At 68.0% G+C, this 15,593-nt stretch carries 14 protein-coding genes; 4 read left to right on the forward strand and 10 right to left on the reverse strand.

Annotation, left to right across the window (positions count from 1 at the left end):
- Positions 1–47 precede the first annotated feature (47 nt).
- Positions 48–566, forward strand: a complete 519-nt coding sequence (locus OG921_RS11405) for a gluconokinase (protein WP_266112543.1) — start codon at positions 48–50, stop codon at positions 564–566.
- Positions 563–1,954 carry a GntP family permease gene (locus OG921_RS11410; RefSeq protein WP_266112797.1) on the forward strand — a complete coding sequence of 464 codons (1,392 nt, stop codon included), beginning with the start codon at positions 563–565 and terminating at the stop codon, positions 1,952–1,954. Before OG921_RS11405 ends, OG921_RS11410 begins: the two co-directional genes overlap by 4 nt.
- Before the next feature lie 41 nt (positions 1,955–1,995).
- On the opposite strand, the gene OG921_RS11415 is transcribed toward OG921_RS11410, so the two are convergent.
- Both OG921_RS11415 and OG921_RS11420 read right to left on the reverse strand, forming a co-directional pair.
- On the reverse strand, positions 1,996–2,631 hold the full coding sequence (locus OG921_RS11415; RefSeq protein WP_266112544.1) for an MspA family porin: 636 nt from the start codon (positions 2,629–2,631) through the stop codon (positions 1,996–1,998).
- Positions 2,632–2,830: 199 nt separating this feature from the next.
- Positions 2,831–3,799 carry an SMP-30/gluconolactonase/LRE family protein gene (locus OG921_RS11420; protein WP_266112545.1) on the reverse strand — a complete coding sequence of 323 codons (969 nt, stop codon included), beginning with the start codon at positions 3,797–3,799 and terminating at the stop codon, positions 2,831–2,833.
- A gap of 75 nt (positions 3,800–3,874) precedes the next feature.
- Between OG921_RS11420 and dapD the strand changes: the two genes are divergently transcribed.
- On the forward strand, positions 3,875–4,822 hold the full coding sequence (gene dapD, locus OG921_RS11425; RefSeq protein WP_266112546.1) for a 2,3,4,5-tetrahydropyridine-2,6-dicarboxylate N-succinyltransferase: 948 nt from the start codon (positions 3,875–3,877) through the stop codon (positions 4,820–4,822).
- 10 nt (positions 4,823–4,832) lie between these two features.
- On the opposite strand, the gene OG921_RS11430 is transcribed toward dapD, so the two are convergent.
- The 8 genes from OG921_RS11430 to OG921_RS11465 form a co-directional block, all read right to left on the reverse strand.
- Positions 4,833–5,306, reverse strand: coding sequence for a nuclear transport factor 2 family protein (locus OG921_RS11430; protein ID WP_266112547.1), 474 nt, complete (start codon positions 5,304–5,306; stop codon positions 4,833–4,835).
- A gap of 73 nt (positions 5,307–5,379) precedes the next feature.
- On the reverse strand, positions 5,380–6,024 hold the full coding sequence (locus tag OG921_RS11435) for an MspA family porin (protein ID WP_266112548.1): 645 nt from the start codon (positions 6,022–6,024) through the stop codon (positions 5,380–5,382).
- 540 nt (positions 6,025–6,564) lie between these two features.
- Positions 6,565–7,989, reverse strand: coding sequence for an acyl-CoA synthetase (locus OG921_RS11440; RefSeq protein WP_266112549.1), 1,425 nt, complete (start codon positions 7,987–7,989; stop codon positions 6,565–6,567).
- Between the two features lie 46 nt (positions 7,990–8,035).
- Complete coding sequence (locus OG921_RS11445) at positions 8,036–8,935, reverse strand: proline dehydrogenase family protein (protein ID WP_266112798.1); 900 nt, start codon at positions 8,933–8,935, stop codon at positions 8,036–8,038.
- Between the two features lie 56 nt (positions 8,936–8,991).
- Positions 8,992–10,635 carry an L-glutamate gamma-semialdehyde dehydrogenase gene (gene pruA / locus OG921_RS11450; RefSeq protein ID WP_266112550.1) on the reverse strand — a complete coding sequence of 548 codons (1,644 nt, stop codon included), beginning with the start codon at positions 10,633–10,635 and terminating at the stop codon, positions 8,992–8,994.
- 114 nt (positions 10,636–10,749) lie between these two features.
- The gene (gene dapC, locus OG921_RS11455; protein ID WP_266112799.1) at positions 10,750–11,883 is read right to left on the reverse strand and encodes a succinyldiaminopimelate transaminase; all 1,134 of its coding nucleotides are present in this window, start codon (positions 11,881–11,883) and stop codon (positions 10,750–10,752) included.
- A gap of 13 nt (positions 11,884–11,896) precedes the next feature.
- Entirely contained in the window at positions 11,897–12,220 is a 324-nt protein-coding gene (fdxA, locus tag OG921_RS11460; protein WP_266112552.1) for a ferredoxin, read from the reverse strand.
- A 171-nt stretch (positions 12,221–12,391) separates the two neighbouring features.
- Positions 12,392–14,986 (reverse strand): bifunctional FO biosynthesis protein CofGH, encoded by a 2,595-nt coding sequence (locus OG921_RS11465; protein ID WP_266112553.1) that lies wholly within the window; start codon positions 14,984–14,986, stop codon positions 12,392–12,394.
- Positions 14,987–15,070: 84 nt separating this feature from the next.
- Here OG921_RS11465 and OG921_RS11470 point away from each other — a divergent pair, with 84 nt between their 5' ends.
- Positions 15,071–15,562, forward strand: a complete 492-nt coding sequence (locus OG921_RS11470) for a PH domain-containing protein (RefSeq protein WP_266112800.1) — start codon at positions 15,071–15,073, stop codon at positions 15,560–15,562.
- The last annotated feature ends 31 nt before the right edge of the window (positions 15,563–15,593 follow it).

Genomic DNA, 15,593 nt, shown 5'->3' on the forward strand with positions numbered 1-15,593 from the left:
TATTGGTCATGATGTGACGGCAGACACACTCATGAAGGAGCGTTGCGATGCAAGACCTCGTCGTTATGGGGGTATCCGGGTCCGGCAAATCAACGGTCGGAGCCGCGCTCGCGCAGCGGTTGCGCGTGCCGTTCGCCGACGCCGACGACTTCCACCCACCGGCCAACATCGCGAAAATGACCGCAGGTCACGCCCTCGACGACGAGGATCGACGGCCATGGCTCGACGCGCTCGGCAACTGGCTCGCGTCGCACCCCGACGGCGCCGTGCTGAGCTGTTCGGCTCTCAAACGCGCGTACCGGGACCGGCTGCGCGACTTCTGTCCCGATCTGGAGTTCGTGCATCTGCATGGCGAGCGCGCGGTGATCGAGCGCCGCCAATCCAGCCGCCCGGGGCATTTCATGCCCGCTTCCCTGCTCGACTCGCAGTTCGCCACCCTCGAGCCGCTCGCTGCCGATGAGCGCGGGCTGCTCGTCGACGTCGATCAGAGCGTCGACACCATCGTCACCGCGTACCTGGCCGAAACCGGCACCACCCCGGACACTCGACAGCCTAGGGAGAACTGATGTCCACCGTGTCCACGCTCGCGGCCACCGAGATGGTCGAACCGGTCGCGGCCGGCTGGCAGCTGATCACCGCGGCATTGGCGGGCATCGCAGTCATCGTCGTGCTGATCACCGTCGCCAAGCTGCACCCGTTCCTCGCGCTGATCTTCGGCGCGCTGACCGTCGGAATCATTGCGGGCGAGAACATTCAGAAGGTCCTGGCGTCATTCGCGACCGGCTTCGGCGCGACCGCGGCGGGCGTTGGCATCCTTATCGCGCTCGGCGCAATGTTCGCCAAGTTGCTCGCCGACTCCGGCGGCGCCGACCAGATCGTCGACACGATCATCGGGCACGCCTCGGTCCGCGCTCTGCCGTGGGCGATGGCGCTGGTCGGCGCCATCATCGGTCTGCCGATGTTCTTCGAGATCGGCCTGGTCCTGCTGATGCCGGTGATCTATCTGGTGGCGCGGCGGGCGCAGGTCTCCATCATCACGATCGGCATTCCGACGCTGGCCGGCCTGTCCGTCATGCACGGCCTGGTGCCGCCGCACCCCGGGCCGCTGATCGCCATCGACGCACTCGGCGCCGACCTCGGCGTGACGCTGGCACTCGGTGTACTGGTCGCGGTGCCGACCCTGATCATCGCCGGGCCGCTGTTCGGCAAGGTTGCCGGCCGGTGGGTGGACGTACCGCCCCCGCACACGTTCGATACGGACGATTTCGCCACCGAACTGAAGCGCCGCCCCTCGTTCCGCGTCACGATGTTCAGCGTTCTGCTCCCGGTCGTGCTGATGATGGGCAAAGCGCTGGTCGACATCTTCATCAAAGATGAGGACGATCTCGTCCGGCAGACCTTCGATGTGCTCGGTACCCCACTGGTTGCGCTGCTGATCTCCGTGATCGTCGCGATGTTCACCCTCGGCCGCGGCTCCGGCATGACCCGGCCGGAGATCTCCAAGTGCGTGGAGAACGCACTGCCGGCGATCGCCGGGATCCTGCTCATCGTTGCCGCGGGCGGCGGGTTCAAGCAGGTGCTGATCGACACGGGCATCGGAACACTGCTCGCGGACTGGGCCAAGGGCGCGAATATCTCAGTCATCCTGCTGGCCTGGGTACTCGCGGCGCTGATCCGCCTCGCCACCGGGTCGGCGACCGTCGCGACCATCACCGCCTCGTCGCTGATGGTCGGCCTGGTCGAAGGTCTGAGCACAGGTGAGACCTCGCTGGTGGTGCTCGCCGTCGGCGCAGGATCGCTGTTCTTCTCCCATGTCAACGACGCCGGTTTCTGGCTGGTGAAGGAATTCTTCGGCCTCTCGGTCGGCCAGACGATCAAGACCTGGTCGATCATGGAGACGATCCTGTCGGTCTGCGGCCTGATCTTCGTATTGCTACTCGGCCTGGTGATCTGACCCGGCCTGGATCGCCGCCCCCGTCTGCAGTGGTCAGCGAGTCAGTGATCCCAGATCTTGCCGTACGTGGTCACCGAATCCCCCCGGGGCGTCGTCACGGTGAGAAATGGACGGATGCTGATCATGCCCATCACTCCGGAGATCGAGCCGTGCACTCCTTGGATCGCGATGGTCCCCGCGGGACCGGCGACCTCAGCAGCGGCGACGTCGACCGTCTGGATGCCCGGTCCGTAGCCGACACTGAACGAATAGCCCGCGGTCGGAAGCAGATTCTTGAACTGGATTCCCGGTAGGTTCTGGTCGGTGTCGCCACCCGGGGTCGTGTAGTTCGTGCTCAGCGTGCCGGTCGGCGAAAACGGATACCCGACCTGATAGCCGAGCGTGAACACGCCGGTGAAGGTCTCGGCGCCGGGGCCGCTGACGGCATAGCCAGCGAGACCGTCATGGAACCACTCTCGCGAGAGCGGGTTGCGGTCGAGCGGTGGCACGAACTGGAAGCTGGTGTCCGACAATTGCACTTCGATGCGCAGACCCGATGGCGTCACCAACGACGACGTGTTGTCGACCGCGGCACCGGCGGCCCCGGTGCCGAAGACCATCGCCGCGGCAACCCCAAGGACGAGGGCCACCACTGATACGACCCGACGAACGGATGCCTGCGAAGCCCTACTTGTCATGACGTGACCACCTAGATTTCCCGCGCTCATGCGCGTGCGCGACCTGAGGTCGGCGGACCGGATACCGACAGCGAATTTCACGAGAGCAAGGCCCGGTCGGGTACGTCGATCGGCGCCTGACGTGAGCGTATTGCGTTAGGGGTCCCTAACAACGCGAAATGACCGATGTTGCAGAGAATTAGCGGTGTCGTCCGTGCGGCTACGGCGTGGCCGTTCGCGCTCCCGGGTCGAATCCACCCGGAATTTCGTACACCGCACCGTCGAAGCCCGCCCGGAACAACCGGCCCTGCCCGAACCCACCGGTTCCGCGCCCGTAGCTCAGCACGCTCGACAACGGCAATCCGCTTGCGAGCACGCAGAATTGGTTCGGCGCATCGATGCGGATGACCTGGCCGCCGGCATTGGTCGGCACGATCGGGCGGTCCTGCGAATCGAGTGTCAGCCCGTCGGGCGCGGCGAAGACGTCCGTGCCGCCGAAGGTCAACAGCGACTCCGGTGCACCGGGATTCGCCGTCGGGATCCGGCTGACCCCCGGGTTGACGAACGTCCGGGAAACGTAGAGGTAGCGGTCGTCCGCGCCGAGTACCGCACCGTTCGCACTGGGGAACCTGCCCCAGTCGGCCTGCACTACTCCGTTCGGATACACCCGACCGATCAGCTGACCGAAATCGTTGGTGGCGTATATCGTTCCGTCCCGGGCCACGTCCATCCCGTTGGCCGCGCTGAGCCCGGTGACGAACGGCGTGAGATTGCCGGTGGCAACGTCGAGTTTCGCGATCGACGCCTGCCGCAATGTGTCGCCGAGCAGCACCCGCGGATCCGCGCCGTAGCCGACCAGCAGCGTGCCGTCCGGTGCCCAGGCGAGTGCGCCTGCGCCGGTTCCACCCGGGACCGTAGCTATCGGGACCGCTGCGGCGCCGGGTGCGTCGACCCGGTAGACGCGCCCAGTGAAGAGGTCGGTCGTGTACAGCCGACCGCTCGGATCGATGGTCAGCCCTTCCAGTGCGGCACCGGGCACGCGGGCCACCAACACCGGCGGCTGCCCGGCGCCGGGGCAGATCGGTGCCGCGGCGACCGTCGGTGCGGAGATGACCGTCGCCGCGGCGGCCGCGAGCGCCCCGCAGCAGAGCGAGACGATCGACCGGAGACCTACCCTCGATGTGCGCATTCCGCCATTCTCGGCTTTCGCGCAGCCCCGGGTGAGCAAACAACCGAAGAGCATGCCCAAGTAATCTCTACTGGCGTGAGCGCAACGGGAGCAACAGCAGTCGGCATCGCCAACTTTTCGACGGATGGCACGGTCCTCGATACGTGGTACCCGAGCCCTGAGCTCGGCAGTTTCTCCGCTTCGGAGACGACGCAGCTCGACGATCCGCCGGCCGAGCTGGCCGCGCTCGTCGGAGACGACGAGGCCAGGGGTGTGCGGCAGGTGGCGGTACGCACCACAATCGCCGACCTCGCGGCGCCGCCGATCGACGCCCACGACGCCTACCTGCGGCTACACCTGCTCTCGCACCGGCTCATCCGCCCGCACGGCGCGAACCTCGACGGCATCTTCGGGCTGCTGGCCAATGTGGTGTGGACCAACCACGGTCCCGCGGCGGTCGACGGCTTCGAGCAGGTGCGTGCCCGGCTGCGCGCGCGGGGACAGGTGACCGTCTACGGCGTCGACAAGTTCCCCCGCATGGTCGACTACGTCCTGCCCAGCGGAGTCCGCATCGCCGACGCCGACCGGGTGCGACTCGGCGCCCACCTGGCCGCCGGCACCACCGTCATGCACGAGGGATTCGTCAACTACAACGCCGGGACCCTGGGCAACTCGATGATCGAGGGCCGGATCTCGGCCGGCGTGGTGGTCGACGACGGCAGCGACATCGGGGGTGGCGCCTCGACCATGGGCACCCTGTCCGGCGGTGGCAAGCAGGTCATTTCGGTCGGCAAGCGCTGCCTGCTCGGCGCGAACGCCGGCCTCGGCATCTCCCTCGGCGACGACTGCGTGCTCGAAGCCGGCCTCTATCTCACCGCCGGGACCAAGGTCACCGGGCCGGACGGGACCGTCGTCAAGGCGGCCACGCTGAACGGCCAGAGCAACATCCTGTTCCGACGTAACTCGGTGTCCGGCGCGGTCGAGGTCGTGCCATGGAAAGGCACCGGCATCGAGCTGAACGCCGCGCTGCACAAGAACGACTGACCGCGCCCGTCTACACGTTTTTCATTGCGGCCGGCGCGGCGAGCAGTTTGCCGCCCGCTCGCACCCACTCGCCGACCACTCGCGGTGCATCGCGCACGGGGTTGTAGACGTCCTCCTGCTCGGCGAACAGGCCATTGCCCGCATAGACCACGCGGGACCAATTCGGGAAGGCGAATTCGACCCCTGCCTCGGTCGGGTGGTCGAGGATGTTGTCCACACCGAAGACGACGGCATCGTTCGAATCGTCGAATGCGCGCCAGGTCTGGGCAATTCGCATATGCGGGAACGGCGCCATGACCTCGCGGATCCAGGACCGAACCGCTTCGCGACCGTGGAACGTGCCGTAGGCGTGCTCGATGTAGACCACGTCGGGGGTGAAGAGATCGGCGAATCCCGACCAGTCCCCCGAACGCGAACAATCCGCCACTACGTCGTCGTAGTGGCGGATTGCCGCAAGTACTTCTGTGTGCTCGAAGCGGCCCACCGGTGCTCCTCGTTCGACTCGGCTATCACTGGAACGTGTTCCAATAATAGCCGCGCCGATCGCGCGTCCGGGACTAGACGGCCCAGGCCTTGCCGTAGGTCGTCACGCTGTCGCCGCGACTACTGGTGACGGTGACGTACGGCCTAACGTTGGTCTGCCCGAGGACGCCGGTGACGGTGCCATGGAAGCCGGCGATCCGGATCGAACCCTCCGCACCCGAGATCGCACCCGAGGCTACCTCGACGGTCTGGACGCCCGGACCGAATCCAGTGGAGATCTCCACGCCCAGGGTGGGGATCAGGTTCCCGAGGGTGGGTCCGGAATTGGTGCCGACGCTGATGCCGAGCGACGGCGTGCTGTAGGAGAACTTCAGCTGACCGCTCAGCGTGGCCGGGTAGCCGACCTGGTACCCGATGGCAACCTTGCCGGAGAAGTCCTTGGTGTCGCCACCGCCAACCCGGAAGCCCGCGACGCCGCTGTGGGTCCATTCACGGGTGAGCGGATTGCCGTCGAGCGGAGCCATGAACTGGATGTTCGTGTCGGACTGACGGGCCTCGATCGACAGTCCGTCGGCGGTGACGATCTCCGTCGCGTTGTCGAGGGCGGCGTTCGCCGTCCCTGCCCCGAGGATCAGCGCCGCCCCGGTCGACGCCGCGATCGCCAGAGCGATCGACTGAGCAGCAATCCGCTTGCGGAGCTGAGGGCGAAAACGTGCCATTACGTGTGTCCAATCCTGTGCCGCCGACATGTGCTGGGCCCCCGATCGGCATGACCCATACTACTCGCGCTTTCCGGTGTAGCAATCATCCTGCAAACCTTGGATATGGTCGCGTTTGAGACTGTCCCGTGACACGGATTGCGAGCCCCCGCGTTTCGGTAGGAAAGCACTGCCGACCAAACCCGCGATGAGAGTATCGGCTAACCCCACGCCAAGCAATTGTTTCGCACACCCTGCGCGTGTCTCAATTACCCGAGAAACCCACTGCGTCCAGCGCATACACGGAAAGGGTGAATTTTCAACTGCTAGGTCATCGCCCGCTGCGTGTTTGCTGTTACACCACGTGGCGAACAGTGTTTCGTCCGGACGAGCGGGCCGGGGACCAAGCCAGTGTCGGGGTCGGCGACCGCAAACGGGGCCTCGATCGATACCGGATCGAGACCCCGGCGCACCGCCGCGCAGCGACCCCGCGAACTGCCGGCCGGCGCCGCCGAGGGGACGGTTCTGCAACCATCCAGCGCACTCACGAGCGCGGGCCGGCTACTGCGCGGCGCGACCGAGTCTCTTCTTCTGGACTTTGCCCATCGCGTTGCGCGGCAACTCGTCGACCACGATCACCTCGCGGGGGCGTTTGTGCACCGACAGCTGCGTCGCGACGTGCTCGATCAACTGCTCCGGCGCGACGTCCGCGGCGGGCCTGAGCACGACGAATGCGACGACCCGCTGGCCGAGGTCGGGATCGGGAGCGCCGATCACGGCCACCTCGGCAACCTGCGGGTGGCCGAGCAGCGCCGTCTCCACCTCTCCCGCCCCGATTCGGTAGCCGCCGGACTTGATGAGGTCCGTCGACTCGCGACCGACAATGCGGTGGAATCCGTCGGCGTCGATCGCGGCGACGTCACCGGTCTTGAACCAGCCGTCCTCGGTCCACACGTCCGCGGTCGCCTCGGCGCGGCCCAGATAACCGTCGAACAGCATCGGCCCACGCACCTGCAATCCGCCGATGCTCTCCCCGTCGTGGGCTACATCGCCGCCGTGCTCGTCGCGCAGCCGCGTCGCCACGCCTGCCACCGGTACGCCGACCCAGCCCGGGCGCCGCTCCCCGTCGGCACGGGTGGACACGGTGATCATCGTTTCGCTCATGCCGTAGCGCTCCACGGGTGCGTGCCCGGTCAGCTCGGCGATCCGCTCGAACACCGGCACGGGCAGCGGTGCGCTACCGGACACCAGCAGCCGAGCCGAACTCAGCGCTCGCGCCGACTCCGGATCCTCGGCGATTCGCGACCACACGGTGGGCACACCGAAATACATCGATCCGCCCGCCCGGGCGTAGGCCTGCGGGGTCGGCTTTCCGGTATGGACGAGCGGGCTGCCGACCCGCAGCGGCCCGAGCAGGCCGAGAATCAGCCCGTGCACGTGGAACAGGGGAAGACCGTGCACCAGCACATCGTTGGCCGTCCATGCCCACGCCTCGGCGAGGGCGTCGAGACCTGCCATGATCGCCGACCGGCGCAGCACCACTCCCTTCGGCGGCCCGGTCGTGCCGGAGGTGTACAGCACGAACGCCGCAGCCTCGGGCGCCGGCTCCGGATAGCTGTGCCAGGAGCGCGCATGCAGCCGCACCGGGATCACCGGCAGCTCGACGCCGCACTCGCCGGGGGCGACGCCGAGCCAGGCCTGAGCACCGGAATCGCGCAGGATGTGCGCGAGTTCGGCAGTACCGGAATCGGGCGGCACCGGGACCGCAGTCACCCCCGCGATCAGGCAACCGATCACCGCGAGCACCGTGGTCGGGGTGGGCGCAGCGAGGATCGCGACCCGATCGGCCCGGGCGACCCGCTCGGCCACCGAGGTTGCCGCACCGATGAGGTCGCTGCGCGAGAACGTCGTATCGGCGATCGTGACCGCGTCCGGAATGTCGGCGCCCTGGGCGACGGCGTGCGGATTCAGGGAACTGAGGAGCACGCCGAAACGGTACCGCCGGCTCGGTGCGGCGCGCGCGTGAGCCCGCTCAGGAGCGGGTGGCCAGCGAACGCACGAAGAAGCGCAGGTTCGAGGGGCGCTCCGCGAGCCTGCGCATGAAGTAGCCGTACCACTGGCTGCCGTAGGGCACGTACACGCGCATGGTGTGGCCCGCGTCGGCGAGGCGAGTCTGTTCGATGTCGCGGATGCCGTACAACATCTGATGTTCGAAATCGGTTGATTTGCGCCGGGTTTCGCGGGCGAGCCGGCCCGCCTCGGCGATCATCGACGGATCGTGCGAGGCGACCATCGGGTAGCCGCCGCCCCGCATCAGCACGCCGAGGCAGCGCCGGTAGGAATCGTCCACCTCCGCGCGGTCGGTGAACGCCACCGACTCCGGTTCTGCATAGGCGCCCTTGCACAGCCGGATCCGCGATCCCGGCCCGGACAGTTCCCGGCAGTCGTCCTCGGCGCGTCGCAGGTAGGCCTGCAGCACTGTGCCGAGCCAGGGGAACTGCGAACGCAGTTCGCGCACGATCCCCAGGGTGGTGTCGGTGGTGGTGTGGTCCTCGGCGTCCACGGTCACCCAGACGCTCGACTCCTGCGCTTGCGTACAGATCTTCCAGGCGTTCTCCAGCGCGATCTTCGGCCCGTCCGTCGGCAGGGCGGCGCCGAGCGCGGACAGTTTCACCGACACCTCGGTCGGCATCACACCGCGCTCGTTCGCCGTTCGAGCACCGAGCGCGGTGATCAATGCGAGGTACTCGGTGACCGTCGAATCCGCGGCCGCGCGGTCGGTTGTATCCTCGCCGAGGAAGTCGACACTCACAACGCGGTCGCTTGCCAGCAACTCGGAGACCACCTCGAGCACCTGCGGCCGTGCCGCACCGGCGATGAACCGCTCGACGATGCGCCTGCTGACCGGGGCGCGGGTGACGGCCCGTTCCATTCGCGGCGAACGGGCCGCGGCGAGGATCGCCGGACGAAGCGGGTTGGACAGACGACTCACAGGTCGCCACCCATATGCGGGTACCGGTAGTCGGTCGGCGGCACGAAGGTCTCCTTGATCGTGCGCGCCGACGTCCAGCGCAACAGATTCAGCGGCGATCCCGCTTTGTCATTGGTGCCCGACGCCCGCGCGCCACCGAATGGCTGCTGCCCCACCACCGCACCGGTCGGCTTGTCGTTGACGTAGAAGTTGCCCGCCGCGAACCGCAGTGCGGACGCGGCCTCGGCTACCGCCGCTCGGTCCTGCGCGACCACCGCACCGGTCAGGGCGTACGGCGCGGCAGATTCGACCTCGCCGAGCACATCGGCGAATGCGCCGGGGTCGGCGTCGTCGTAGACGTGTACCGACAGGATCGGACCGAAGTACTCCGTGGCGAACGCTTCGTCGCGTGGGTCCTGCGCGAGCAGCACTGTCGGGCGCACGAACCAGCCGTCCGTATCGTCGTACTTCCCACCGACCGGGATCTCGACACCCGGTGCGCCGCGGGCCCGTTCGATCGCGGCGACGTTCTTGTCGTAGGCCCGCCGGTCGATCACTGCGCCGCCGAAGTTGGTCAGGTCTGCGACATCGCCATAGCCGAGTTCGTCTGCCTGCGCCAAGAATTCGTCGCCCATTCGCCGCCACACCGAGCGCGGAATGTAGGCGCGCGATGCGGCCGAACACTTCTGGCCCTGGTACTCGAAGGCGCCGCGAATGAGTGCGGTGCGCAGCACGTCCGGATCCGCGGACGAGTGTGCGACGACGAAGTCCTTGCCGCCCGTCTCACCGACCAGCCGCGGATAACCGCGGTAGCGTTCGATATTGGCCCCGACCTCGCGCCAGAGGTACTGAAAGGTCTTGGTGGACCCGGTGAAATGGATGCCGGCCAGGTGCGGATCGGCCAGCGCGACCTCGGACAGTTGCGCCCCGTCACCGGTGACGAGGTTGATCACGCCGGGCGGCAGCCCTGCTTCCTCGAGCAGCCGCATGGTCAGGTACGCCGCGAGCGTCTGCGTCGGCGAGGGTTTCCACACCACCGTGTTGCCCATCAACGCGGGCGCGGTCGGCAGGTTGCCTGCGATCGCACTGAAGTTGAACGGCGTGATCGCGTAGACGAATCCCTCGAGCGGTCGGTATTCCAGCCGATTCCACACGCCCGGCGAAGAATTCGGTTGCTGAGCGAGAATGTTTCGCGCGAAAGCGACGTTGAACCGCCAGAAGTCGACGAGTTCGCAGGGCGCGTCGATCTCGGCCTGCGCCACGCTCTTGGACTGGCCGAGCATCGTGGCGGCGGCAATCGTTTCGCGCCACGATCCGGACAGCAGATCAGCTGCGCGCAGCAGAATCGCAGCCCGATCGTCGAAGGACATCGCCCGCCATTCACCGGCCGCGGCCAGCGCGGCGTCGATCGCGGCGCGCGCCTCCTCGTGGGTGGTCTGCGAGTAGCTGCCCAGCACGGTGCGGTGTGCGTGCGGTTCGACGATCTGGGCTCGCTCGCCGGTGCCGCGGCGATGCTCGCCGCCGATGACCAGGGGTACGTCGATGGGCTCGGCTTCGAGCTCTTTCAGCTTCGCGGTGATCCTGGCCCGCTCCGGACTGCCCGGCGCGTAACCGTGCACCGGCTCGTTGGTGGGTTCCGGAACCGATGTGATCGCATCCATGGCGCCCTCCGTATTTTCGGGTCGCTCCGCAGGCTCCGCTCCTGCTTCACTCGCCAGGTTAGCGCCAGATCGGCCGCGCGGCGCCGCACGTGCCGAGGCGAAACCGCGCGAACATCACGCCAGACGCAGCGCGGCTTCCTCGATCCGCTCATCGGTCGCGGTGAGCGCGACCCGCACGTACTCGGCACCGCCGGGGCCGTAGAAATCACCGGGTGCGACGAGGATTCCGCGCGCGGCCAGCCAGTCGAGCGTGTCGCGGCAAGGCTCGCCGCGGGTGGCCCACAGGTAGAGACCGGCCTCGGAATGATCGACAGTGAATCCGGCACCGAGCAGCGCGGCGAGCAGTCGCTCGCGCCGGGCGCGGTAGCGCTCGCGCTGCTCGTTCTCGTGCTCGTCGTCGTTCAGCGCGGCGGTCATCGCGGCCTGCACCGGGAACGGCAGCATCATGCCCGCGTGCTTGCGCACGGCGAGCAGTTCGCGGACGAGGGCCGGGTCGCCGGTGACGAAGCCGGCGCGGTAACCGGCGAGGTTCGACGTCTTGGACAGCGAATGCACCGCAAGCAGATTTGTGTGGTCGCCGCCGCACACCTCGGGATCGAGGATCGAGGGGGCAAAAGGAGCGGAGCCTGCGGAGCGACCCGAAGGCGCCCCCTCCCAGACCAGGCCCAGATAGCACTCGTCGGAGGCGACAATGGCGCCACGCTCGCGGGCGAAGTCCACCACCTTGCGCAGATGGTCCACGCCGAGCACCCGACCGGTCGGGTTGGACGGCGAATTCACATAGATCAGCGCGGGCGACTGCGGACCGAGTCGGGTCAGCCCGTCCGCGCGCACCACCTCCGCACCGACAAGCAGCGCACCCACCTCGTAGGTGGGGTAGGCCAACTCGGGGATGACGACCAGGTCGCTTGGACCCAACCCGAGCTGATGCGGCAACGCCGCGATCAGTTCCTTGGTCCCTATCGCCGGCAGCACCGCGTCATCGGCGATGCCGCCGATGCCGTAGCGCCGCAACAGCGCCTTCGCAGCCGCCTGACGCAGTTCCGGCGTGCCCGCCGTGAGCGGGTAGCCGGGAGCGTCGGAAGCGGCGCTGAGTGCGTTGCGAATCACCGGCGCCACGGGGTCCACCGGGGTCCCGACCGAGAGGTCGACGATGCCACCGGAATGTCCGGCCGCGGTCGCCTTCGCCGCGGCGATGGTGTCCCAGGGGAAATCGGGAAGCCGTGCCGACACCGGCCGACGGCTGATCCGATTGGTCAAATCAGTCCTCACCCATGGGCGGGAGTTCCTTGATGAACGCCGGGTCGTGATCGACCTTGCCCAGCTTGGCTGCGCCGCCCGGGGAGCCCAGGTCGTCGAAGAAGTCGGCGTTGGCGCTGACGTACCCGTTCCACTGGTCCGGCGCGTCATCCTCGTAGAAGATCGCCTCGACAGGGCAAACCGGTTCGCACGCACCGCAATCCACGCACTCGTCGGGGTGGATGTACAGCATCCTGCCGCCCTCGTAGATGCAGTCGACAGGGCATTCCTCGATGCATGCCTTGTCCATCACGTCCACGCATGGCTCAGCGATAATGTACGTCACTGCCGTCCCTCGTTTCCCTTACCACTCGATGTCACCTGCGAGTGCGACGCGCCGATCGGCGTATCGCGTCGCTCGATGCAAGAGTATCGCCCTGCCGATCGAACGCATTCCAATAAGCCTGCCCTTACCACACCCACCGGTCCGGCAACGCTCGTTCGTGTGCCGATCCGCTCACGCCGCCGGGCTGCCCTCACGCTGCGCGTACTTGGTCGTGCGCTCCCGGGCGGGCCGGTCTATCCCCTCGGCGATCGCGCGCAACTCGGCGACCGTCTTCGCCGAACCGTGCTGCGACCCGGCCATGCGCGAGATGGTCTCCTCCATCAGGGTGCCGCCGAGATCGTTCGCGCCGCCCTCGAGCATCACCTGGCTGCCCGTGACGCCGAGCTTCACCCAGCTGGTCTGCACGTTGTGGATACGGCCGTGCAGCATGATCCGGGCAAGGGCATGCACCGCGCGATTGTCCCGATTCGTCGGCCCCGGCCGGGCCGCGCCCGCGAGGTAAAGAGGCGCGGACTGATGCACGAACGGCAGCGGAACGAACTCCGTGAACCCACCGGTCTCGTCCTGGATCCCGCGCAGCACCCGCAAATGGCCTACCCAGTGTTTCGGGTTGTCGACGTGGCCGTACATCATCGTCGAGCTCGAGCGCAGCCCCACTTGATGCGCGGTGGTGACCACCTCGACCCAGCTCGCCGTCGGCAGCTTGCCCTTGGTGAGCACCCAGCGCACCTCGTCGTCGAGGATCTCCGCGGCAGTGCCCGGGATGGTGTCCAGCCCGGCCTCACGCAGCTCGATCAGCCAGTCCCGGATGCTCTGCCCCGAGCGCGCAGCGCCGTTGACGATCTCCATCGGGCTGAACGCGTGCACGTGCATGGACGGCACCCGCTTCTTCACCGCCCGCACCAGATCGGCGTAGCCCGACGCCGGCAGCTCGGGGTCGATCCCGCCCTGCATGCACACCTCGGTGGCGCCGTCGACGTACGCCTCCCAGGCACGGTCGGCGACGTCGTCGGTGGACAGCGTGTACGCGTCCGCGTCGCCCTTGCGCTGCGCGAACGCGCAGAACCGGCAGCCGGTGTAGCAGATGTTGGTGAAGTTGATGTTCCGGTTCACCACGTAGGTGATCTCGTCACCTACCGTCTCCCGGCGCAGGTCGTTGGCCAATGCGGTCATCGCCTCGAGCCCCGGACCATCCGCAGTTGCCAGCGCAAGGTACTCGGAATCGGTGCAACCGGCCGGGTCCTGCTCGGCCGAGCGCAGCGCGGCCAGCACGTCGGTGTCCACCCGCACCGGCGCGCTCAACGACAACACCTGCTCGCGCACGGTTTCCCAGTCGCCGAACGCGCTGCCGAGGTCGCTGCGCGTCTCGGTATTGCGCCCATCGGTGTCGATCGCGGCGTGCAGGTCGGTGCGGCCGGCCGACTCCCACGACTCGTCGGGTTCCTGCCACGGCAATCCCACCGGGGTCACATCGGTACGCGCGAGTCCGGTCGCCGGATCGGCGAGGGCGGCGACGTGGCGGGCGATCCTCGGGTCGATCCACGGCGAGCCCGCCAGGACGTATTCCGGCTGTGCGGCGGTGCGTTCGGTGAGCGTGTAGCCGGCATCCGCGGTGATCTCGGCGAGCGTGTCCAGGTTCGGCCAGGGCCGTTCCGGGTTGACGTGGTCGGGCGTGAGCGGCGAAACACCACCCCAGTCGTCGACACCCGCCTCGACCAGCTCGCGGCATTCGGTCGCCGACACCAGGTTCGGTGGCGCCTGAATCCGCATCCGCGGCCCGAGCAACAGGCGGGCCACCGCGATGGTGGCGCGGAACTCCTCGATACCCGCGTTCGGGGCGTGCCGCATCACGGTGTCGTCCTTGGCCAGGAAGTTCTGCACAATCACTTCTTGAATGTGCCCGAATGCCTTGTGCGACTTGCGGATCGCCATGATCGACTCGGCCCGCTCGCGCACCGTCTCGCCGATGCCGACCAGGATCCCGGTGGTGAACGGCACGGACAATCGGCCCGCGTCGGTGAGGGTGCGCAGCCGCACGGCCGGGTCCTTGTCCGGGCTGCCGTAGTGGCATTCGCCGCGATCGGTGAACAGCCGGGTCGACGTGGTTTCGAGCATCATGCCCATCGACGGCGCGACCGGCTTGAGCCGCGACATCTCCTCCCAGCTGAGCACGCCGGGATTGAGATGGGGCAGCAACCCGGTCTCTTCCAGCACCCGGATGGACATCGCGCGCACGTAGTCCAGCGTGGAGTCGTAGCCACGCTCGTCGAGCCACTGCTTGGCCTCGGGCCAGCGGTCCTCGGGGCGGTCACCGAGGGTGAACAGTGCCTCCTTGCAGCCCAGCTCCGCGCCCCGGCGGGCGATATCGAGCACCTCGTCCGGTTCGAGGTAGGCGCCGCGCCCCTCGGCCCGCAGCTTGCCCGGCACGGTGACGAACGTGCAGTAGTGGCATTTGTCCCGGCACAGCCGGGTGAGCGGGATGAACACCTTGCGCGAATAGCTGACCGTCTTCGGCCGGCCCGCGGATTCCAGCCCCACGTCGCGCACCCGTGCCGCCGAACGACACAGGTCGGCGAGGTCGTCGCCGCGGGCGGTCAGCAGCACCTCGGCCTCGTCGACGTTGAGCGTGGCGCCGTCGCGAGCGCGGCGCAGCACCCGTCGCATCGCCGACGACGTCGGCACCGGACGCGCCGCCGAGGATGTCGGCACAGGCGCGAGTTTGGCGGGCACAGTCGGATCCGGCAGCAGGGTCACGACGTCGATCATGCGCCACCCCGGACCCGGCCTGCCACCGTGGGGGCTGACGTGCTGGTCGTGGACGGTTCGGCGGTGTTCGGGGAGCATGGCGACATGTCGCGCGTGACGATGGTCGACCCGGCCTGGCGGCCCAGCCACAAAGCGCGCTGGTTGTGGGCGATCAATGCCGCGCTGCTCTGGCTCGTCGTACTCGTCGCGCAGGTGGTGTGGGCAGTCGCCGACGGTTCGATCGCCCGCTGGCACGCGGTGGCCCTCGTGGCAACGCTGGTCGCCGGCGCCGTGCACATCGGGGTGGTACCCGCCTGGCGCTACGCGGTGCACCGCTGGGAGATCAGCGAGAACGCCGTCTACACCAGGACCGGCTGGTTCAACCAGGAGCGCCGGATCGCACCGATCTCGCGAGTGCAGACCGTGGACACCGAGCGCGGACCGATCGACCGGCTGCTCGGGCTGGCCACCGTCACGGTCACCACGGCCTCGGCCGCGGGCGCGGTGAAGATCACCGCGCTCGATCTCGATGTCGCCGAGCGGACCGTCGCACGGCTCACCGCGATCGCCGGCGGCACCGGCGAGGACGCGACGTGACGATCTCGGTGCCACCGCCCGAGCAGGGCGC

It is taken from the genome of Aldersonia sp. NBC_00410, assembly GCF_026342035.1.
Taxonomy (GTDB): Bacteria; Actinomycetota; Actinomycetes; order Mycobacteriales; family Mycobacteriaceae; genus Aldersonia.